Origin of the sequence: Sphingobium sp. (assembly GCF_049304695.1) — a bacterium.
In the GTDB taxonomy this organism is placed as follows: domain Bacteria; phylum Pseudomonadota; class Alphaproteobacteria; order Sphingomonadales; family Sphingomonadaceae; genus Sphingobium.
In genome coordinates this window covers 48,586-67,584 of sequence record NZ_JBAQOK010000078.1, presented here as the reverse complement: position 1 = coordinate 67,584, position 18,999 = coordinate 48,586, and the positions used below count along the sequence as shown (strand labels likewise).

At 61.7% G+C, this 18,999-nt stretch carries 18 protein-coding genes; 6 read left to right on the top strand and 12 right to left on the bottom strand.

What is annotated here, in order from left to right; genetic code table 11:
• Positions 1-2 precede the first annotated feature (2 nt).
• Positions 3-1,049 carry a rod shape-determining protein gene (locus WA070_RS13735; RefSeq protein ID WP_422634492.1) on the bottom strand — a complete coding sequence of 349 codons (1,047 nt, stop codon included), beginning with the start codon at positions 1,047-1,049 and terminating at the stop codon, positions 3-5.
• Positions 1,050-1,209: 160 nt separating this feature from the next.
• On the opposite strand from WA070_RS13735, the gene mutL reads away from it, so the two are divergent.
• Both mutL and WA070_RS13725 read left to right on the top strand, forming a co-directional pair.
• Positions 1,210-2,985 (top strand): DNA mismatch repair endonuclease MutL, encoded by a 1,776-nt coding sequence (gene mutL, locus WA070_RS13730; protein ID WP_422634491.1) that lies wholly within the window; start codon positions 1,210-1,212, stop codon positions 2,983-2,985.
• Between the two features lie 4 nt (positions 2,986-2,989).
• A complete protein-coding gene (locus WA070_RS13725) occupies positions 2,990-3,484 on the top strand; it encodes a hypothetical protein (protein WP_422634490.1) in 495 nt (164 codons plus the stop codon).
• Between the two features lie 2 nt (positions 3,485-3,486).
• On the opposite strand, the gene WA070_RS13720 is transcribed toward WA070_RS13725, so the two are convergent.
• The 4 genes from WA070_RS13720 to ychF all read right to left on the bottom strand — a co-directional run bounded on the left by WA070_RS13720 (position 3,487) and on the right by ychF (position 7,363).
• On the bottom strand, positions 3,487-3,957 hold the full coding sequence (locus WA070_RS13720) for a MaoC family dehydratase (RefSeq protein WP_422634489.1): 471 nt from the start codon (positions 3,955-3,957) through the stop codon (positions 3,487-3,489).
• 57 nt (positions 3,958-4,014) lie between these two features.
• Positions 4,015-5,568: an alkaline phosphatase D family protein gene (locus WA070_RS13715; protein WP_422634488.1), complete on the bottom strand. Its 1,554-nt coding sequence runs from the start codon at positions 5,566-5,568 to the stop codon at positions 4,015-4,017.
• 88 nt (positions 5,569-5,656) lie between these two features.
• Complete coding sequence (locus WA070_RS13710) at positions 5,657-6,151, bottom strand: DNA-deoxyinosine glycosylase (protein WP_422634487.1); 495 nt, start codon at positions 6,149-6,151, stop codon at positions 5,657-5,659.
• A gap of 111 nt (positions 6,152-6,262) precedes the next feature.
• Positions 6,263-7,363, bottom strand: coding sequence for a redox-regulated ATPase YchF (ychF, locus tag WA070_RS13705; RefSeq protein WP_422634486.1), 1,101 nt, complete (start codon positions 7,361-7,363; stop codon positions 6,263-6,265).
• A 143-nt stretch (positions 7,364-7,506) separates the two neighbouring features.
• On the opposite strand from ychF, the gene WA070_RS13700 reads away from it, so the two are divergent.
• Positions 7,507-7,980 (top strand): DUF983 domain-containing protein, encoded by a 474-nt coding sequence (locus WA070_RS13700; protein ID WP_422634485.1) that lies wholly within the window; start codon positions 7,507-7,509, stop codon positions 7,978-7,980.
• Between the two features lie 11 nt (positions 7,981-7,991).
• On the opposite strand, the gene WA070_RS13695 is transcribed toward WA070_RS13700, so the two are convergent.
• From WA070_RS13695 to WA070_RS13665, 7 genes are all read right to left on the bottom strand, one after another.
• Positions 7,992-8,666, bottom strand: a complete 675-nt coding sequence (locus WA070_RS13695; RefSeq protein ID WP_422634484.1) for a DUF2490 domain-containing protein — start codon at positions 8,664-8,666, stop codon at positions 7,992-7,994.
• A gap of 85 nt (positions 8,667-8,751) precedes the next feature.
• Entirely contained in the window at positions 8,752-10,383 is a 1,632-nt protein-coding gene (locus tag WA070_RS13690) for an alpha-D-glucose phosphate-specific phosphoglucomutase (protein WP_422634483.1), read from the bottom strand.
• 79 nt (positions 10,384-10,462) lie between these two features.
• Complete coding sequence (locus tag WA070_RS13685; RefSeq protein WP_422634482.1) at positions 10,463-11,722, bottom strand: HD-GYP domain-containing protein; 1,260 nt, start codon at positions 11,720-11,722, stop codon at positions 10,463-10,465.
• Between the two features lie 62 nt (positions 11,723-11,784).
• On the bottom strand, positions 11,785-12,357 hold the full coding sequence (gene pth / locus WA070_RS13680; protein WP_422634481.1) for an aminoacyl-tRNA hydrolase: 573 nt from the start codon (positions 12,355-12,357) through the stop codon (positions 11,785-11,787).
• A gap of 80 nt (positions 12,358-12,437) precedes the next feature.
• The gene (locus WA070_RS13675; RefSeq protein ID WP_422634480.1) at positions 12,438-13,055 is read right to left on the bottom strand and encodes a 50S ribosomal protein L25/general stress protein Ctc; all 618 of its coding nucleotides are present in this window, start codon (positions 13,053-13,055) and stop codon (positions 12,438-12,440) included.
• Positions 13,056-13,204: 149 nt separating this feature from the next.
• The gene (locus WA070_RS13670) at positions 13,205-14,089 is read right to left on the bottom strand and encodes a TraB/GumN family protein (protein WP_422634479.1); all 885 of its coding nucleotides are present in this window, start codon (positions 14,087-14,089) and stop codon (positions 13,205-13,207) included.
• A 7-nt stretch (positions 14,090-14,096) separates the two neighbouring features.
• Positions 14,097-15,002 carry a TraB/GumN family protein gene (locus WA070_RS13665; RefSeq protein ID WP_422634478.1) on the bottom strand — a complete coding sequence of 302 codons (906 nt, stop codon included), beginning with the start codon at positions 15,000-15,002 and terminating at the stop codon, positions 14,097-14,099.
• A 139-nt stretch (positions 15,003-15,141) separates the two neighbouring features.
• Here WA070_RS13665 and WA070_RS13660 point away from each other — a divergent pair, with 139 nt between their 5' ends.
• The 3 genes from WA070_RS13660 (at position 15,142) to glyS (ending at position 18,895) form a co-directional block, all read left to right on the top strand.
• Positions 15,142-16,041: a glycine--tRNA ligase subunit alpha gene (locus WA070_RS13660; protein ID WP_422634477.1), complete on the top strand. Its 900-nt coding sequence runs from the start codon at positions 15,142-15,144 to the stop codon at positions 16,039-16,041.
• A 110-nt stretch (positions 16,042-16,151) separates the two neighbouring features.
• Positions 16,152-16,502, top strand: a complete 351-nt coding sequence (locus WA070_RS13655; RefSeq protein ID WP_422634476.1) for an endonuclease domain-containing protein — start codon at positions 16,152-16,154, stop codon at positions 16,500-16,502.
• Positions 16,499-18,895 carry a glycine--tRNA ligase subunit beta gene (gene glyS / locus WA070_RS13650; protein WP_422634475.1) on the top strand — a complete coding sequence of 799 codons (2,397 nt, stop codon included), beginning with the start codon at positions 16,499-16,501 and terminating at the stop codon, positions 18,893-18,895. Before WA070_RS13655 ends, glyS begins: the two co-directional genes overlap by 4 nt.
• Positions 18,896-18,999: the final 104 nt, after the last annotated feature.

Genomic DNA, 18,999 nt, shown 5'->3' with positions numbered 1-18,999 from the left:
GATCAGGCGGTCTGTAAAACGCCCCGGAAGATAGGATCTTCCATCGCGCGACCCGTGCCGATCGCGACGCAGGTCAGCGGATCTTCAGCGATTGTGACGGGCAAGCCTGTCTCGTCGCGCAGTTCGTCGTCCAGCCCCTTGAGCAGAGCGCCGCCGCCGGTCAGGACGATGCCCTGATCGACGATATCGGCGGCCAGTTCAGGCGCGGTGTTTTCCAGAGCGATCCGCACACCTTCCACGATCGTGCTGATCGGTTCGGCCAGCGCGTCGGCGATCTGACCCTGGTTGATGCTGATTTCTTTCGGCACGCCGTTCACCAGGTCGCGACCCTTGATATGGATGGTTTCACCCACACCATCTTCGGGCGGCTGGGCGACGCCATATTGCTTCTTGATCCGCTCCGCCGTGGCTTCACCGATCAGCAGATTGTGATGGCGACGCACGAAGGAGACGATCGCCTCGTCCATCTTGTCACCGCCCACGCGCACGGACGTGGTGTAGGCCAGACCGCGCAGCGAGAGGACGGCGACTTCGGTCGTGCCGCCGCCGATATCGACCACCATCGAGCCGATCGGTTCGGTGACGGGCATGTCGGCGCCAATCGCGGCGGCCATCGGCTCTTCGATCAGGAACACCTGCCGGGCACCGGCATTGCTGGCCGCGTCGCGAATGGCGCGGCGTTCGACGCTGGTCGATCCCGACGGTACGCAGATCACGATTTCAGGGGCACGCCACGGGCTGTGCTTGCCGCCGTGTACCTTGGTAATGAAATGCTTGATCATCTGTTCGGCGACATCGATGTCGGCGATCACGCCGTCGCGCAGAGGCCGGATTGCCTCGATCGAGTCAGGAGTCTTGCCCATCATCAGCTTGGCGTCGACGCCGACCGCCTTCACCCGCTTCACGCCATTCAGCGTCTCGACCGCCACCACCGAAGGTTCGTTCAGCACGATGCCGCGACCGCGTACATACACCACCGTATTGGCGGTGCCGAGGTCGATGGCCATATCTTGCGAGGAGAATTTGAAGAGACGCGAGAAGATCGACATGCCTTATCCTGTATCGTCCGTCGTCCCCGCGACGCGATATGGGGAACGCCCGGAATCTGTTCTGCTGTTACCGCTCTCCTGGACATGCTTGCGCTTTGCAGTGCAAAAAAATCAGGCTCGCGGGTCGCGGAAAGGGCTCGATTGGGCTAGTCCCTAATCAATGTCAATACGCCGCCTGCCCGAACATCTGGTCAATCGTATCGCTGCCGGTGAAGTGGTCGAAAGACCCGCCAGCGCGCTGAAGGAAATTGTTGAAAATGCGATCGACGCTGGTTCGACTCGCATTGCCATCCGCCTGTCCAGTGGAGGGCTGGATCGGATCGAGGTGAGCGACGACGGATGCGGCATGAGTCCAGTGGACATGGCGCTGGCGCTGGAGCGGCACGCCACGTCCAAGCTGCCCGACGATGCCATTGAAAATGTAGCTACTTTGGGCTTTCGCGGCGAAGCGTTGCCGTCGATCGCCAGCGTGGCGCGGCTGTCGATCGACAGCCGGGTGATGGGCGCCGACGGGTGGAACCGCACGATCGACAATGGGCAGTTGGTGGCGGAGGGACCGGCGGCGCTGCCGCCCGGCACGCGGGTTACGGTGGAGCAATTGTTCGCGAAGGTGCCTGCGCGGCGCAAATTCCTGCGATCGGCAAAGGCGGAATATGCCGCCTGCATCGACATCGTGCGCCGTCTGGCCATGGCGCATCCGGCTGTTGCCTTCTCGCTGGAGCATGATGGCCGTCGCGCGCTGGGCGTGCAGGCTGGCGAAGCGCGCGAGGAAAGGGTCGCGGCGCTGACCGATCGGGCGTTGGCAGAGAATCATGTGATCGTCAGCCTGGAAAGGGAGGGCGTGCGCCTTTCAGGCGTGGCGTCGATTCCGACCTACAATCGGGGCGTGGGCGACCATCAATATCTATTCGTCAATGGTCGTCCGGTTCGCGACCGGTTGCTGATCGGGGCGCTGCGCGGTGCCTATGCCGACATGCTGGCGCGGGACCGGCATCCGGTGGTCGCGCTGTTTCTGGACGTGCCGCCGCTGGAAGTGGACGTCAATGTCCATCCGGCCAAAACGGAAGTGCGCTTTCGCGATCCCACTATGATCCGCGGGATGATCGTGTCGGGTTTGCGGCGGGCGCTGGATGCGGAAGGGTTTCGGGCGGTGCAGCATGCCGATGCGGCTGCGCTCAATGCCTGGCGGGCAGAGCCGGTATCTCCCACGCCGATCGGGGCGATGCCGATATTTGAGGCGGTTGCGTATAATCCGTCTGCCGCGTCTTCTTTTGGTGATCGTCGGTCTGGATTCATCACGCCGCCGCCGCAGGCACGGGCTGAACCTGCCGCTGCGCCAGCGCCAGAGGGGCAGAGTTTTCCACTTGGCGTAGCGCGGGGGCAGGTGGCGCGGACCTATATTGTGGCCGAAGCGGATGACGGGCTGGTGATCGTGGACCAGCATGCGGCGCATGAGCGGTTGACGCTGGAGCGGATGCGGCGGGCCATGGAGGGGCAGGGCGTTGCGAGCCAGGCGCTGCTGTTGCCCGAAGTGGTCGAACTGGACGAACCGGCCTGCGATCGGCTGGAGGCGCGGATCGCGGAATTGCATGACTTCGGGCTGGATCTGGAGCGGTTTGGGCCAGCGGCCATGCTGGTGCGGGCTGTCCCGGCGATGCTGGGGCAGGCGGATGTCCATGGTCTGGTCAATGATCTGGCCGATGATCTGGCGGCCTATGACAGTGCCCTTTCGTTGAAGGAACGGCTCGATCTGGTGGCGGCGACGATGGCCTGTCATGGGTCGGTGCGGGCGGGCCGGGTGCTGAGCGTGGCGGAGATGAATGCGCTGCTGCGCGAGATGGAAGTGACGCCGCGGTCGGGGCAGTGCAATCATGGCCGCCCGACTTGGGTGAAGCTGGGCCATGGGGATATTGAGAAACTGTTCGGGAGGAAATGAGCCAATGACGATCCTAGCCGCGTTGCTGCTGTCCGCTGCGCCTGCGCCTGCCGTCGATCCGGCGTGCGCGATTGCCGAGCCATGGACGAGTTGGTCGCAGAGTGGGCAGGCGAAGGCGGGGGCGCAGGTGCTGGGGGCGCCTGTGCTGATCCTGGGCAAGCCGGTGACGGCGACGCTGACGCCCGCCGACTATGTGCAGTTCGCTTCGGCGCCCGGCAAGGGCGCAAAAGTGGGATATGGCGGGCTGTTTACACTGTCGGTCAAGGTGGCGGGGCGGATCGGCATCGGGCTGGACGGCCCGGCGTGGGTCGATGTGGTGACGGGGACCAAGGCGCAGGCATCGGTGGAGCATGGCCATGGCGAACCCTGTTCGGGCATCCGCAAGATCGTCTGGTTCGACCTGCCCGCTGGACGGCATGTGGTGCAGATCGCTGGATCGAAGGCGGAGGCGATCCGCGTGATGGTCGCGGACAAGCTGGCCAATCAGCCGGTGCGCTGAGCCTATGCCGCCTGCGGGCGAGTGCGCCACATGGCGATGGGGATCATGGTGAGGACCGGTTCGTCATGCTGGTTATAGACGGTGACCTTGTTGCGGACGATGCCCATTTCAGGCCGACTGCGCGAGGCTTTCTTGTCGATGACTTCGTTAATGCCGCGTAGCGTGTCGCCGGGGCGGACAGGGCGGAGCCATCGCAACTCGTCAACGCCCATCGCGCCCAGGCTGGCAGCCTGGCGGCCGGGGTTTTTCTGTATTTCGGCGACGAACATCTTCATGAACAAAGCGGTGGTGTGCCAGCCGCTGGCGGACAGGGTGCCGAAGTGCGTGGTGGCGGCAGCTTCGTCCGACAGGTGGAAAGGTTGCGCATCAAATTCCTGAGCGAACGCTACGGTTTCTGCACGCGAAATGGTGAGTGGGCCGAAGTCGAAACTATCGCCGATTGCGATGTCTTCGAAATAGATTATGTCTTCCATTGCCGTCGGCTCCTTCGTCATGGACCGGCCTAAGTCAAGTTGACGTTAACGTCAATGTCAGCCAATCTGGAGTGAGGGGCGTCCGTGCGGCACGGTCATGGTCGCGCGGGTGCTGATCGTGCCGCCGGGGGTCGATATCTGATCCACCACGCGGGCCTGCGTCGTCCAGCTTTCGGGCGTGACTTCGCAGACCAGATAACCGCGCTGGTCGTTGATGAATTTGAGTTGCGGGTTGTTTTTCAGGATGATGTCGCTGCCCACGCGCAGGTCCGACCCGTCACCGCCCGACGATATGGACGTGGAGACAAATTCGACCGCGACGGTGCGGTCGCCATTGTCGAGTAGCCCGGCGAAATTCTGATGTTCATCGCCGGTCAGTACGACGATATTGTCCAGCCCGCGCATCTTGGCGAGCAGCCGGTCGCGCGGCTTGGCATAAGCGGCCCAGCTATCGATATTGTAGATTTTCTGCTTTTCATCAGCATAGCGGCGACGGTCGAGCGACATCATCATCACCTGCTGCGCCACGCAGTTCCAGCGGGTCTGGCCACGTGTCATGTTGCGGACCAGCCAGCTTTCCTCTTCTGCCGAGATCACCTGCGCCTTGCTATCGTCGATGCCGGGGCAATAGGGTTTGAAGCCGTCGTCGCAGGGCTGGTCCGTGCGGAAGGAGCGGGTGTCGAGAAAGTCGATCGACAGGAGGTTGCCGAAGCGCGCTTCGCGATAGGCGTTTGTGATGATGCCGTTGCGTGGCAGCAGGGCCGCGCGGACCGGCATATATTCATACCAGGCCTGAAGCCCCGCCTGACGGCGCAGGCGGAAGACATCATTGGGGGCCAGACCCTTGCCGGAGATATCGCCGACCCAGTTATTTTCGATTTCATGATCGTCGAAGGTGGAGAACCATGTGTGGCGCGCGCGGGCGGCTTGCAGATCATAGTCGGAGAGATATTGGGCGTAGCGCAGGCGATAGTCGGTGAGGTCGAAACAGTCCTGCCCGATATGCTGGCGTACATGCGGGACGGGCAGGTCGTCCTTGTCATAGTCGGGTGTCCGCTGCGTATATTCGTAGATGAAATCGCCGTAATGATAGACGAAGGACAGGTCGTCCTCTCGCGCGAGATGGCGGAAGGCGGTGAACAGGCCGTCCTCGTAAAACTGGCAACCGGCCACCCCGAATTTGAGCGCGGCGGGGCTGGAGGAGGCAAGCGGCATGGTGCGGGCACGGCCCTGCGTCGAGCGGTCGCTGCCGAGGAAAAAGCGATACCAATAGGGGCGGTCGGGTTGCAGGCCGGTGACTTCGACATGGACGCTGTGGCCGAGTTCCGGGCGGGCCTGTTCCTCGCCCGACGCGACGATGGTCCTGAAGCGGTCGTCGCTGGCGACTTCCCACTTCACCGGCAGTGGGACCATGGGCATGCCGCCATGCTGCTCGAACGGTTTGGGGGCGAGCTTGGTCCAGATGACGAAACCGTCCGGCGATGGATCACCCGATGTCACGCCGAGCGAAAAGGGATAGCAAGCAAACCAGCTTTGCGCCTTGAGTATGGCGGGTGCGCCCAGCGTCGGTGCGATGGTGGCGGCGGTCAGGAATTGGCGGCGGTTGAACATGCGACAGGCGACCTTTTGGATAGACTGTTATACGGCTGTATTAGCCATCGCCCCTAGCTTCGCAATATGACAGGATGGCGCAACGGTCTTAGGCGATCCATTCGCGTAATTGCCGCCAGATTTCCGCTTTCTTGTCGCGCGACAGGCTGGCGTTGGCGCCGCTGGACGATGGCAGGTCGATCAGCGTCAGGTCGGGGCGTCCGGTCAGCTGGCCACGCCCGTGCTGCGCGGCGGCCTTGCCATTGAAGGCGATGGCGGCGAGTGCGGGAAGGCGCGTCGTGAAGGTAGCGAGGTCGCGCAGTTCAGCGCCCCGGATCGCAGCGTCCAGACTGCCGGGGCGGTCGGCACTTTCGATGACGTCCCACAGGCCAACACCGCGTACGCGCAGGCGTTTGAGGCGCATGGCATAGGGAGTGGCACGCAGGTCTTCACCCAGCATGTCGCCGACCAGATGCCAGAAGGCGTTGCCGCGATGGGCATAATATTCGCCCTGCTTGATCGAGGCGTCACCCGGCAGGCTGCCCAAAATCAGCAGCCGGGTCTGCGCGTCCACGCTGGGCGGGAAGGCGAATTTGAGGGGCATTATTTCTATTCCTGACGTGCTCCCGCAAAGGCGGAAGTCCAGTTCAGGCGTCGGTGATTGCCTGCCTGAGACCCCAGCTTTCGCTGGGGTGACGGGTTTGGGGGGAGCGGGTTATACGTTGAAGCGGAAGAGCATGATGTCGCCGTCCTGCGTCACATATTCCTTGCCTTCGGAGCGCCATTTGCCCGCTTCCTTGACGCCGGCTTCGCCGTTGAACTGGACGAAATCGGCATAGGCCATGGTTTCGGCGCGGATGAAGCCCTTTTCGAAATCGGTATGGATCGCGCCAGCGGCCTGCGGTGCCTTCGACCCCTTGAATACGGTCCAGGCGCGGGCTTCCTTTGGCCCGACGGTGAAGAAGGTGATGAGGCCGAGCAGTTCGTAGCCCGCCCGGATGATGCGGGCGAGGCCCGCTTCGGTCAGGCCGAGCGCTTCGAGATATTCGCCGCGTTCCTCTACCGGCATGGTGACGAGTTCCGCTTCGATCGCGGCGGAGACGATGACGGCGCTGGCATTTTCCGCTGCCGCCTTTTCGAACACGCGTGCGGAAAATGCATTGCCTTCCGACGCTGCGCCTTCCTCGACATTGCAGACGTAGAGGACGGGTTTTGCCGTCAGCAATTGCGCCTGCGCGAACAGGCGTTCTTCTTCCTCGTCGCGGGGTTTCGTCAGGCGGGCGGGCTTGCCGTCGCGCAGCAGGTCGAGCGCCTGACCCAGCACGGCGGCGGCAGCTTTTGCTTCCTTGTCGCCCTGGGCCGCTTTCTTGGCCAGCGCAGGGACGCGCTTTTCCAGGCTTTCCAGATCGGCGAGCATCAGTTCGGTCTCGACGGTTTCAGCGTCGGCGATCGGATCGACCTTTCCCTCTACATGGGTGATGTCGTCATCTTCGAAACAGCGCAGTACATGGACGATGGCGTCGGTTTCGCGGATGTTGGCCAGGAACTGGTTGCCCAGCCCTTCGCCCTTCGACGCGCCCCGGACCAAGCCTGCGATGTCCACGAAGGACAGTTGCGTTTCGATGATCTTTGCGCTGCCGCCGATCCGGGCGATCATGTCGAGGCGCGGGTCGGGCACAGCTACGCGGCCCTCATTGGGTTCGATCGTGCAAAAGGGGTAATTGGCCGCCTGCGCCGCCTGCGTTTCGGTCAGCGCGTTGAACAGGGTGGATTTGCCCACATTGGGAAGGCCGACGATACCGCAACGAAAACCCATTTGACTGCCTTTTAAGATCGGAAGGATTGGCGCGCGCGATAGCGCTTTGCCGGGCGCTTGGCCAGCCTTCGCCGCGCATCGTCGTCGGGGTAGGACAAATGGGCCAATTGCCAAGCGCGCGATTGTGGCGTCATAGATGGTCGATGGAACAGAATGACGAAACCCATTGGGTCGATGCTTCGGGTAAGCGTTGGCCAAAGCGCCCGGCCTATGAAACGGGCGTGTTCGGGCGTTGTCCGCGCTGTGGCGAAGGACATATTTTTACCGGGTTTCTGACGATGCGCGAGGATTGCGAGGTGTGCGGGCTGAATTACAGCTTTGCCGATCCCGCCGATGGCCCCGCCGTATTCGTGCAGCTCTTTGCCTGCGTGCCGGGCGTCATCTTCATGATTATGCTGGAAATCATCGCGCGGCCGGGTGTGTGGGTGCATCTGGCCGTTGGCGTGCCGGTGCTGATCCTGACCACGTTGCTGCCGATGCGGCCGATCAAGGGATGGCTGATCGCGGCGCAGTTCACGAACTCCGCGCAGGAGGCGGGGACGGCACAGCTATGGGCGAATCTTCATGGGCCAAAATCGGTTGCCGCGATTTCCGAGTCATCAGACGAGTCCGTCTGATTAGAAACGCTCTAATGTCGAAAAAACAGAGTCAGCGACGCCACATGATTGATGCGGGTGCGCCCGCGCGTCTGGTCGATGACCTGATTGAGATAGCCGATTTCCAGCGTGGATGCGCCCGGTAGCCCGACTTCCGCGCCGATGAAGCTACGCAGTTGGTCGAAGCCACCGCGTGCGCCCCAGTCGGTGTCGTTGAGCGCCACGAAGCCTTCGGCATAGACCAGTGCGTTGACGGCATCGCTGCCGGGTTTCAGGGGCTTTTCGTAGCGGATCATTTCGCGCAGGCGCCAGCCCATGTCGTCGCCGTCCGATCGCCAGCGCTGCTCCAGCCGGGTGCGGGAGGAAAGTTCGCCGCGCCATGGGCGGCCTAGCGCCCAGTTCAGTTGCTGGAAACTGCGTTCCTCGTTCACGTCTCTGCCGCCCTCGACGGGCACGACGACATGGGCGTAACCCTGATAGAGGGTGATGGTGGGCGAGAATTTCCAGCCAATCGCGCCGCGAAACAGCGCCTGGTCGATACGCGACAGGCCGTCGCCGACGCGGGGCTGAATTTCGGCGAAATAGACCAGATCGTCCTTTACCGATCCCATCGCGGTCAGGTTGACCCAGAGTTGTTCGTCCTGCCGCGTCTGCGCCATGGCGGGGATGGAGAAGGCGAGGGACAGGCAGAGGATCAGGCGGCGCATCGGGAATACTCGGGCTTTAGAGGAGCCTGTCCTCTAATGCCGGGCTGTTTCCATCATGTTGCCCGACCATGAGCTTTGATGTGCGTCAGGTGATGACGCTGGGTGCGTTCATGCCGGTGAAACCGGATATGTCCGCCACCTGCTGCGCTGCCGCGATCAGGGGGGCGAGCGCGTCGCCGGTGTCGAGGCCAAGGTTGCCGTCCGGGGCGACATAGCGTTCGATATAGACGCGTAAGGTAGCGCCCTGCGTGCCGGTGCCGGACAGGCGGAACACGACCCGCGATCCGTCTTCGAACAGGATGCGCACGCCCTGATTGCGGCTCACGGATTGATCGGTGGGATCGGTGTAAGCGAAATCGTCGGCGCTTTTTACGACGCCGCCGCTGTTGGTGGTGCCCGGCAGGCTGGACAGTTTGGTGCGCAGGGCGGCCATCAGGGCGTCGGCCTTGTCGCTGGCGATTGCTTCATAATCGTGGCGGGCGTAGTAATTGCGGCCATAGGTTGCCCAATGGTCCGCCATAATATCCGCGACGCTTTGCCCGCGCACGGCCAGGATGTTGAGCCACAGCAGCACGGCCCAGATGCCGTCCTTCTCACGCACATGATCCGATCCGGTGCCTGCGCTTTCTTCGCCGCAGATGGTACACATGCCTGCATCGAGCAGGTTGCCGAAGAATTTCCAGCCGGTCGGCGTCTCATAGAGCGGTATGCCCAGCTTTTGCGCAACGCGATCGGCCGCGCCGCTGGTCGGCATGGAACGGGCGATGCCCTTGAGGCCCGCCGCATAGCCGGGGGCGAGATGCGCATTGGCGGCCAGCACCGCGAGCGAATCGGATGGCGTGACATAGCTGTGCCGTCCGATGATGAGGTTGCGGTCGCCATCGCCGTCGGACGCTGCGCCGAAATCGGGCGCGTCGGGGGCCATCATGCGGTCGTAGAGTTCTTTTGCGTGAACGAGGTTCGGGTCGGGATGGTGATGGCCGAAGTCGGGCAGAGGCGTGCCGTTCATCACCGTGCCTTGCGGCGCGCCGAGGCGCCGTTCGAATATCTCGACCGCATAGGGACCAGTCACGGCGCTCATGGAATCGAACGCGATGCCGAAGCCGTCGGCGATTTTTGCGCGGATGGCGGGGAAGTCGAACAGGCTTTCCATCAGGTCTGCGTAAAGGGTGACGGGATCGACCACCTCGACATCCATGTCGCCCATCCGGGTCGTGCCGATCGTGTCGATGTCTACGTCGGCGGCGTCGAGTATCTGATAGTGGTCAATTGTCAGGGTGCGCGCGTGGATGGCGTCGGTGACCTTTTCCGGCGCTGGGCCGCCATTGGCAACATTATATTTGATGCCGAAATCCTCGTCCGGGCCGCCGGGATTATGGCTCGCCGACAGGACCAGGCCGCCAAAAGCGCCGGACGCGCGGATGAGGTGTGATGCCGCAGGAGTGGACAGGATGCCACCGGCCCCTACCAGCACCCGGCCAAAGCCGTTGGCAGCCGCCATCTTCAGGACGATCTGGATGACTTCGCGGTTGAGATAGCGTCCGTCGCCACCGACCACCAGCGTCTGCCCCAGAAAGCCGTTCAGGCTGTCGAACACCGACTGAACGAAATTTTCCGCATAATGTGGCTGCTGGAAAACACGCACTTTCTTGCGGAGGCCCGATGTGCCGGGCTTTTGGTCGGTATAGGGGGTGGTTTGGACGGTCTGGATCGGCACCTGTATCTCCCGGTTCGTGCGACAATCTATCGCACGGCGATGTCCATCGATACAATGGCGATTGTTGCCCGGACCATTATCAGGCCGTTGATAAATCGCCCGAAACGGGGGGCGTATAGTCGCCGGACAATAGTATTTCCTGCCACTTCATCCAGTTGGAAAGTGGCCAGTGCAGCGGATTTTCCAGCGAGACCGCCTGATCCGCCTTCAGATCGTCGGACAGGGTGACGTCCTGCGCCGGCAGGAACATGGCGTCAGGGATGGAATAGAATGCCCGCGCCTTGGGACGCGATGCGCGGCGTCCGTTGGGCAGGATGACGCCCAGCCGATTGGAGCGCAGCCGCACCAGCATGCCCGGTGGAAACAGGCCGATGCTGAGCATGAAGGAGAAGAGCAGTTTCTGGTCCAAATGATCGGTCCATTCCGTCATCCGCGTGATCGCCTTGGCAGGCGTCCATGCGTCCTTGTAGGCGCGTTCGGACGTCAGCGCGTCGTAAATGTCGCAGATCGCGCCCATGCGCGCGGCAATGCTCAGCCGGTCGCCGGTCAATCCGTGGGGATAGCCCGTGCCATCGATCCGCTCATGATGGTGTTGAGCCACGTCGATCGCTAGCGGCGGTACTTTTTCGCATTGGCTCAGCATCTCTGCCGCAGCGGTGGTATGGGCCTTGATCTCTGCAAATTCCGCGTCCGACAAGCGGCCCGCCTTATTCAGGACTTCGTTCGACACCATCATTTTGCCGACGTCGTGGAACAGCCCGGCGACGCCCATGTCGCGGATGGCGTCCGCGTCCATCCCCAATTGTCGCGCGAAATTCATCATCAGCGCGGAAACGGCCACGGAATGGAGATAGGTATATTCGTCCTTGGTTTTGAGCCGGGCGATGTTGATCAGGGTGGTGCGGTTGCGTTCTATGGACGAAGACATTTCGTCCACCAGATCCAATATGTCCTTGGACATGGCCAGATTGCCCAGCCGGGCGTCCTCGAACAGGCGTTTGACCATCTGCTTGCCCCGCGCAATAATCTTGCGCGCCTGTTCGACGTCGGGGTTTTGGCGCGTAATGGAGGACGGGTGGGTGGCCATGACGGGCCGAGGCCGGACTATGGATGATCGCGCAACCTGCTCATTCGATAGGGACGCGGTTGGGGATGCAAGTGCCTTGCCCTTGGCGGTGTCGATGATGACGCCGTCGATCGGACTTGTGCGGATGCGGTCCAATACGCCCTGATCCGTGACGACAAAACGGGCACGCCAGAATGGATGGCGAAACCACGATCCTTCAAAGCCATGGATATACATGCCGATGGAAACATCATGAGGGCGAATGGTCGTCAACAAAGCTAAGGTCTCCCGAGCACTTGTTGCTAATCCGAAACAGTTACGAAAAATGAAACGGCTCAGATATCCGCCTGACGCAGGGCGACTTCGTTCATGAAACGCGCATCATCCTGTTTGGCGAGCCATTCGCACTCCGCGCCAATCGCGCCGAGCATGGCGGCCAGCGCATCCAGTTCGCTCTTGTGGTAATTGCCCAGCACATAATCATGCACCCGGTCCTTATGCCCCGGATGGCCGATGCCAATCCGCACCCGACGGAAGTCCGCGCCGATATGCGAGTCGGTGGAGCGCAGGCCGTTATGGCCGGCATTGCCGCCGCCGCGCTTCACCTTCACTTTCATGGGGGCAAGGTCGAGTTCGTCGTGGAACAGGGTGACGTCGGGCGGGGTCAGTTTGTAGAAGCGCATCGCTTCGCCGACCGACCGGCCGCTTTCGTTCATGAAGGTCGCAGGTTTGAGGAGAAGGATTTTTTCCGGTCCGATCCGCCCTTCCTGCGTCCACCCCTGAAACTGTTTGCGGGGGGGCGAGAAGCGGAACATGTCGGCGATCAGGTCCACGGCCATGAAGCCGACATTGTGCCGGTGCATCGCATATTGCGTGCCCGGATTGCCCAGCCCGACCCAGATCTGCATCTTTCCTGTGCTCCTAAAAGAAAATCCCGCCCGCCGGACAGGCGGACGGGATCGTAAGTTCCAGCCCGGAGGCGAAAGGCTTATTCGCCTTCTGCGCCCTCAGCCTCGCCTTCGCTCTCGGCGCTCTTCATTGCTGAAGGTGCAACGATGGTGGCGATGGTGAAATCGCGGTCCTCGATCGCAGGGGTCGCGCCCTTGGGCAGCTTCACCGCGCTGATGTGGATCGAATCGCCGACTTCAAAGCCGGTCAGATCGACCACGACATCGTCGGGGATTTCCGACGCGTCGACGATCATGTCGATGTCATGACGCACGATGTTGAGCACGCCGCCCTTTTTGAGGCCCGGCGACGCTTCTTCATTTTCGAAGCGCACGGGGATGGCGACGGTCACGGTGGCATGTTCCGAAACGCGCAGGAAATCGGCGTGCAGCGGACGGTCGGACACGGGGTGGAAGGCCACGTCCTTGGCGAGCGTGCGGACTTTCTTGCCGCCGACTTCGACCATGATGACCGAATTGAAGAAGTGACCGGTGCCGAGCTGCTTGTTGAGGAGCTTTTCCTCGACATGGATCGACAGGGGTTCTTCGTTCATTCCATAAATGACGGCGGGTACGCGGCCCTCACGGCGGAGGGCGCGGGAGGCTCCCTTGCCTGCCCGATCGCGTGCCTCGGCCGACAACGTAAGCTGCTCGCTCATTGTGTGTCTCCAAAAGCTATATTGATACAATTTCCCGCCACGCCTCCAGGGATGACCATAGCGGGAAGGCGGGCCTTTAGCAGAAAAGGGCGGGAAAGCAAGAACGGTCGGTGAGATGCAAAACGGATGGGGGCAGCGACGAACGGGGATTATTGTAATCGCGTTACCCTAAACCCGCGCGCCTTGAGCATGTCGATCAGGTTGCCGCGTCCGGTCAGGTGGCCTGCACCCACGGCGATGAAGGGTTTGCCCGTCATCGGTTCAATCGCTCTTACCCAATCGCGGTTGCGCGCCACGATGATCGCGTCCTCTACTTCCGGGTCGGGTTGTTCGCCGCGTTCATCCTCTTTTGCTATCGCGTCCAGATCACCCTTGAGCCAGGCTTTGAGGATGCGGTCGTAGAGGGCTTTCAAATCCTTGGTTTCATGCACGGTCTGGACCAGCAGCCGCGCCTGCGCGGCAGGGGGCAGGCCATCGAATGCTCCAAATTGCCGCTCGACCGTTTCCAGCCCGCCGATCGGCTTACCGGCGTTGGTGAAGGCAGCGATCAGCGCGGGTTCCACGCCATTGTCCTGACTGACGTGCAGCGCCTGCTGGCTGGCAGCGGAGAGGATCATGGCGGCGGCCCAGCTTTTATAGTCGGACAGCAATTGCGTGCTCGTTCCCGCGTCGCGGATCGCCAGAGTCAGTGCCGCCCTGTCTTTGGCCGGCACCCGTTGTTCCACAGGCGGCAGGCCAGGAGTGCGGCCCATTTTTTCGAACAGGGCGAGCGTCTTTTGTTCGTCCTGCAAGTCGGCGGCTTCCAGCACCAGCCCGTCCGATTGCGCCATCGCTTTGGTCATGACGGGGGTTTGCCATGCTACATCCTTGGGCAGGACGTGGATCGTGCCGAACAGCCATCCTTTCAGCATGCCGCGCTCGATCTGCCAGAGCGCGGGGCCGCCTTGAGTCGGGGCGAGGGGAGCGGCGTCCTTCCCGCAGGCCGCGACCAGCGTGAGTGCGCAGAGCGCAAGAAACTGGATGAAGGGGCGCATCGGGCGGTCAGTTCTTTACGCGGCGGGCAACGATATGCAGCGCCTTTAACTGATCCTGCACGCTGCCTTTACCCGCCAGATGGCCAGCGCCCACGGCGATGAATAGGGTGCCGGGCGTATCGAGCCGGGCCTTGATCCACCTGGCCCAGTTGGCGTTGCGGCCGATCAGCAGCACCTGCGCCAGTTCGGGCGTGGCTTCGAGCGATTCGTTCATCGCCTTGGCCAGCTTGTCAGGCTGCCCCGCCTGCCAATAGCGCAGCAACTGACCAAATTCCTTTTCCATGCCGGGCAGTCCGTCGACCGTGGCGTTGAGGAACTGGACCTGCTGCACGATAGGCAGGTTGGCAAAGAAGTCGATCTGCTGTTCGACCGTTTCGAGTGCGCCGACCTGCTTGCCAGCCGCCTGCGCGGCGGTGCGCAGGACTTTCTCTGCGCCCTTGTCCGTTTGATAGCCCAGCTTTTCCAGCGGCGCGACGGACAGAGCCATGCCCGCCATCCAGGGGTCGAACCGTTCGAACGCCTGCCAGGGCATGCCGTTGGCGTCCATCGCCGCCTTATAGGGTGGGCGCGTATCGGGCGGCAGTCGGTCGGACAGGGCAATGCCGTCATGGGCCATCGCCTTGGTCGCCATCATTGCGCCCATTTCCTTGATGTCGTCCGGCTCTATGATCTCCAGCACCAGTTCGTCCGATGCGTCGAAGGCGCGCTTTACGCCGCCATGAAACCAGTCGATGTCGGGCTTCATCACATGGACAGTGCCGAACAGATAGATGGTGGTATCCGCATCCTGCACGCGCCACAGGGCGGGAGAAGCGGTTACGGCAGCGGGGGGCGCGGTGCGGGCCTGAACACCGCCACCGATCATCAAGAGCGCGGCGGCGATCCATGCGCCACAAAAACGGGTCATTTTCATGGCGCCTTTCATGCGGGGGGCGGAGCATCAGGGCAAGCGGCTTAACCCTGTTTCCAGCGCCTTTCCCTTGACCGGCCCGGTCCCATACGCCAATGCGCGGGCCATAAAGTTGCCAAATAGATACATTGAAGGACTATCCGTGGCCGACGGCAAAGTGCTTTCCTTTCAGGATCTGATCCTGACCCTGCATGCCTATTGGGGGAAACAGGGCTGCGTCATTTTGCAGCCCTATGACATGGAAGTGGGGGCGGGAACTTTTCACCCCGCGACGACGCTGCGTGCGTTGGGGCCGCAGCCGTGGAACGCCGCCTATGTGCAGCCCAGCCGTCGGCCGACCGATGGCCGCTATGGCGAAAACCCCAACCGGCTTCAGCATTATTACCAGTATCAGGTGATTATGAAGCCATCGCCTGCGAATTTGCAGGAGCTGTATCTGGGGTCGCTGGCTGAGATCGGCATCGACCCGCTGGTCCACGACATCCGCTTTGTCGAGGATGACTGGGAAAGCCCGACGCTGGGCGCATGGGGGCTGGGCTGGGAAGTGTGGTGCGATGGCATGGAAGTCACGCAGTTCACCTATTTCCAGCAGATGGGCGGATATGACTGCAAGCCGGTCGCGGGCGAACTGACTTATGGGCTGGAGCGACTGGCCATGTATATTCAGGGCGTCGACAGCGTGTACGACCTGAAATTCAACGATGCAGGCGTCACTTATGGCGACGTGTTTCTGGCCAACGAACAGCAGATGTCGAAATGGAATTTCGAGGTCGCGGACACGGACAAGCTGTTCCGCTGGTTCAAGGATTGCCAGGCCGAATATGGCCGCTGCATTGAGGCAGACGTGCCGCTGGCCGCTTATGACCAGGCGATCAAGGCAAGCCATGTGTTCAACCTGCTGCAGGCGCGCGGCGTCATATCGGTGCAGGAACGCGCCAGCTATATGGGCCAGGTGCGCGACATGGCGAAAGGCAGTTGTGAGGCGTGGATCGCCAGCAATAGCGCCAGGTGGAGCGCGGATTTTCCGGGGTGGGTGGCTTGAATCCTCCCCGGCACGGGGAGGGGGACCGCGACGCGCAGCGGCGTGGTGGAGGGGGTGGGCCTCCGGCACGCCGTCCCGAAACCTACACCGCCCGGACATTGCGCCGCAATATGTCATTGCCCGAAGTGTTATTGTGGCAGCGCCTGAGAGGGCAGGCCGCTGGTCTTAAATTTCGACGACAACATTCTATCGGCAATTATATCGCGGACTTCTATTGCAGCAGCTTGAAGCTGGTCGTTGAAGTCGATGGCGCGGTGCATAATCAGGGTGACAACCCAATACGCGACCTTCATCGGGACAGGTTCATGGAAGAGAATGGATATAAGGTGTTCCGGATAGCTGCGTCTGAAATTCTCAAGGATGCGGACAAGGTAGCCGCCATGATCGGCGCGCTTGTGGCCCGCCCCCTCCACCATCCTTCGGATGGTCCCCCTCCCCGTGCCGGGGAGGATTATGCATGACTGATTTCCTCCTTGAACTGCGCTGCGAGGAAATTCCTGCGCGGATGCAATTGAAGGCCAGTGACGATCTGGCGCGGATGTTTGGTGAGGAACTGGCCAAGGCTGGCCTGACGCCCGGCGGCATCGACAGTTTCGTGACGCCGCGCCGGTTGGCGCTGATCGCGCGCGGGCTGCCGCTTGAAACTGCCGCAGTCAGCGAGGAGTTCAAGGGTCCGCGCACGTCCGCTCCTGCGCAGGCGTTGGACGGCTTTCTGCGCAAGACCGGGCTGACGCAGGATCAGTTGGAAGATCGGGACGGCGTGTGGTTCGCCGTGGTGAACAAGCCCGGTCGCGCGACGGCGGCCGTGCTGGCGGAAGCGGTTCCGGCGATCGTCCGCGCCTTTCCATGGCCCAAGTCCATGCGCTGGGGCGCGGCGAGCCAGACGACGGAGAGTCTGCGCTGGGTGCGGCCGCTCAAGGGCATCGTCGCGATTTTGGGCGAGGAACTGGTCGATATCGAAGTCGAATGGGTCCGATCGGGCTTTGCGACGCTGGGGCATCGCTTTCATCACCCCGAAGCAATCACCATTGGCGGTGCGGGCGATTATGTCGAAAAGCTGCGCGCATGCCATGTGATTGTAAGCCATCAGGAGCGGCAGGCGATCATCACGGCCAAGGCCGATGAAGCTGCGGCTGCGCGTGGGTTTAGCGTGATCGAGGACAAGGGGCTGGTTGCGGAAAATGCGGGGCTGACCGAATGGCCGGTGCCGTTGCTGGGCGATTTCGACCCGGCTTTTCTGGAAGTACCGCCCGAAGTCATCCAGTTGACGCTGCGCATCAACCAGAAATATTTCGTTCTGCGCGATGGGGCGGGGAAGTTGGCCCCGGCGTTCATCTGCACCGCCAATATCGACGCGAAGGATGGCGGCGCGGCAATTATCGCGGGCAATCGCAAGGTGCTGGCGGCGCGGTTGAGCGATGCGCGCTTCTTCTGGGAACAGGACCGCAAAACGCGGTTGGCGGACCATGCGAAGAAGCTGGAGCGGATTACGTTCCACGAGAAATTGGGGACGGTGGCCGATAAGGTCGAGCGCGTTGCCAAGCTGGCGCGGTGGTTGGTGGAGGAGGGGATTGTTACTCCCTCCGTCACCCCAGCGCAGGCTGGCGTCTCTCTTTCTTCTGAGTGCGAGCAAGGCAGTGAGATGCCAGCCTTCGCTGGCATGACGAAGGAGGGATTGGCCGATCTGGCCGAACAGGCCGCGCGTTTGTGCAAGGCGGACCTTGTGACCGAAATGGTGGGCGAATTTCCGGAGTTGCAGGGCGTCATGGGCGGCTATTATGCGCGGGCGGAAGGTTTGCCCGATGCAGTGGCTGATGCAATTCGCGATCATTATAAGCCGGTTGGGCAGGGCGATGATGTGCCGACTGCGCCGGTGACGGTGGCGGTGAGTTTGGCGGATAAGCTGGATACGCTGGTTAGCTTTTTTGCTTCTGACGAAAAGCCAACGGGGTCAAAAGACCCCTTTGCTCTTCGGCGTAGCGCTATTGGCGTTATATCGACTGTAACATCTCTAAAATTGCGATTGCCAGTTCAAGAATTGATACAAATAGCTACTGAACAATTGGCAGAACAGCGAGCAGAGGCAATTGACATCGCTTCGCTTGATGCTGCGATCAAAGCCATGACTAACCTCTTAGGCTCGAAAGCTGCTGAGAAAATGCGTCAGCGCTTGATAGGCGTAGAAAGTCCTACCGCCTACGACTTATGGTTCAGCTATTACGCTTCGGAGCATTCGCTATTAGATTTTCTGGCTGACCGCCTCAAAGTCCAACAACGCGAAGCTGGCGTCCGTCACGACCTGATCGACGCGGTGTTTGCGCTTGGGGGCGAGGATGATCTTGTCCGGTTGCTGGCGCGCGTTCATGCGCTTCAGGGGTTTGTGGCTACTGACGATGGGGTGAACCTGTTGGCGGGGTATAAGCGGGCGGCCAATATTCTTAAGAAGGAAGCGCCTACTCTCCCCGCCGTTCGCCCTGAGCCTGTCGAAGGGCATGGCCGAGCGGAGCCGAGGCCGTCGGAGGTCGCGGGCTTCGCTGACGCTCAGCCGGATGCTTCGACTTCGCTCAGCACGAACGGACATTCAGCTCTCACCTACACGCCCGAACCTGCCGAAGCGGCGTTGATTGCGGCGCTTGATATTGCGGAGCCTCGAGCGGCAGCGGCTGTGGCGTCGGAGGATTTCGAGGGGGCGATGGCGGCGTTGGCGATGTTGCGGGCGCCGATCGATGCTTTCTTTGAGAGCGTGACCGTCAATGACGCCGATCAGGACAAGCGCCTGGCGCGGCTGGGGCTGCTGGCGCGGGTGCGTAGTGCGGTGCATGGCGTTGCGGACTTTTCGAAGATTGCTGGCTGATATAATGAAGTTTCAAATTGCGCAGTAAAAGTGCGACTTTGACGCGTAATAATTCTGTCTATTCGCGGATGATCTGGCTATTGATGCCGGATTGTTGCGACGCA

Coding starts and splice junctions, on each gene's coding strand:
- WA070_RS13735 (WP_422634492.1), bottom strand. CDS start 1,049: ATGTCGATCTTCTCGCGTCTCTTCAAATTCTCCTCGCAAGATATGGCC.
- mutL (WP_422634491.1), top strand. CDS start 1,210: ATGTCAATACGCCGCCTGCCCGAACATCTGGTCAATCGTATCGCTGCC.
- WA070_RS13725 (WP_422634490.1), top strand. CDS start 2,990: ATGACGATCCTAGCCGCGTTGCTGCTGTCCGCTGCGCCTGCGCCTGCC.
- WA070_RS13720 (WP_422634489.1), bottom strand. CDS start 3,957: ATGGAAGACATAATCTATTTCGAAGACATCGCAATCGGCGATAGTTTC.
- WA070_RS13715 (WP_422634488.1), bottom strand. CDS start 5,568: ATGTTCAACCGCCGCCAATTCCTGACCGCCGCCACCATCGCACCGACG.
- WA070_RS13710 (WP_422634487.1), bottom strand. CDS start 6,151: ATGCCCCTCAAATTCGCCTTCCCGCCCAGCGTGGACGCGCAGACCCGG.
- ychF (WP_422634486.1), bottom strand. CDS start 7,363: ATGGGTTTTCGTTGCGGTATCGTCGGCCTTCCCAATGTGGGCAAATCC.
- WA070_RS13700 (WP_422634485.1), top strand. CDS start 7,507: ATGGAACAGAATGACGAAACCCATTGGGTCGATGCTTCGGGTAAGCGT.
- WA070_RS13695 (WP_422634484.1), bottom strand. CDS start 8,666: ATGCGCCGCCTGATCCTCTGCCTGTCCCTCGCCTTCTCCATCCCCGCC.
- pth (WP_422634481.1), bottom strand. CDS start 12,357: ATGCAGATCTGGGTCGGGCTGGGCAATCCGGGCACGCAATATGCGATG.
- WA070_RS13675 (WP_422634480.1), bottom strand. CDS start 13,055: ATGAGCGAGCAGCTTACGTTGTCGGCCGAGGCACGCGATCGGGCAGGC.
- WA070_RS13670 (WP_422634479.1), bottom strand. CDS start 14,089: ATGCGCCCCTTCATCCAGTTTCTTGCGCTCTGCGCACTCACGCTGGTC.
- WA070_RS13665 (WP_422634478.1), bottom strand. CDS start 15,002: ATGAAAATGACCCGTTTTTGTGGCGCATGGATCGCCGCCGCGCTCTTG.
- WA070_RS13655 (WP_422634476.1), top strand. CDS start 16,152: ATGTCATTGCCCGAAGTGTTATTGTGGCAGCGCCTGAGAGGGCAGGCC.
- glyS (WP_422634475.1), top strand. CDS start 16,499: ATGACTGATTTCCTCCTTGAACTGCGCTGCGAGGAAATTCCTGCGCGG.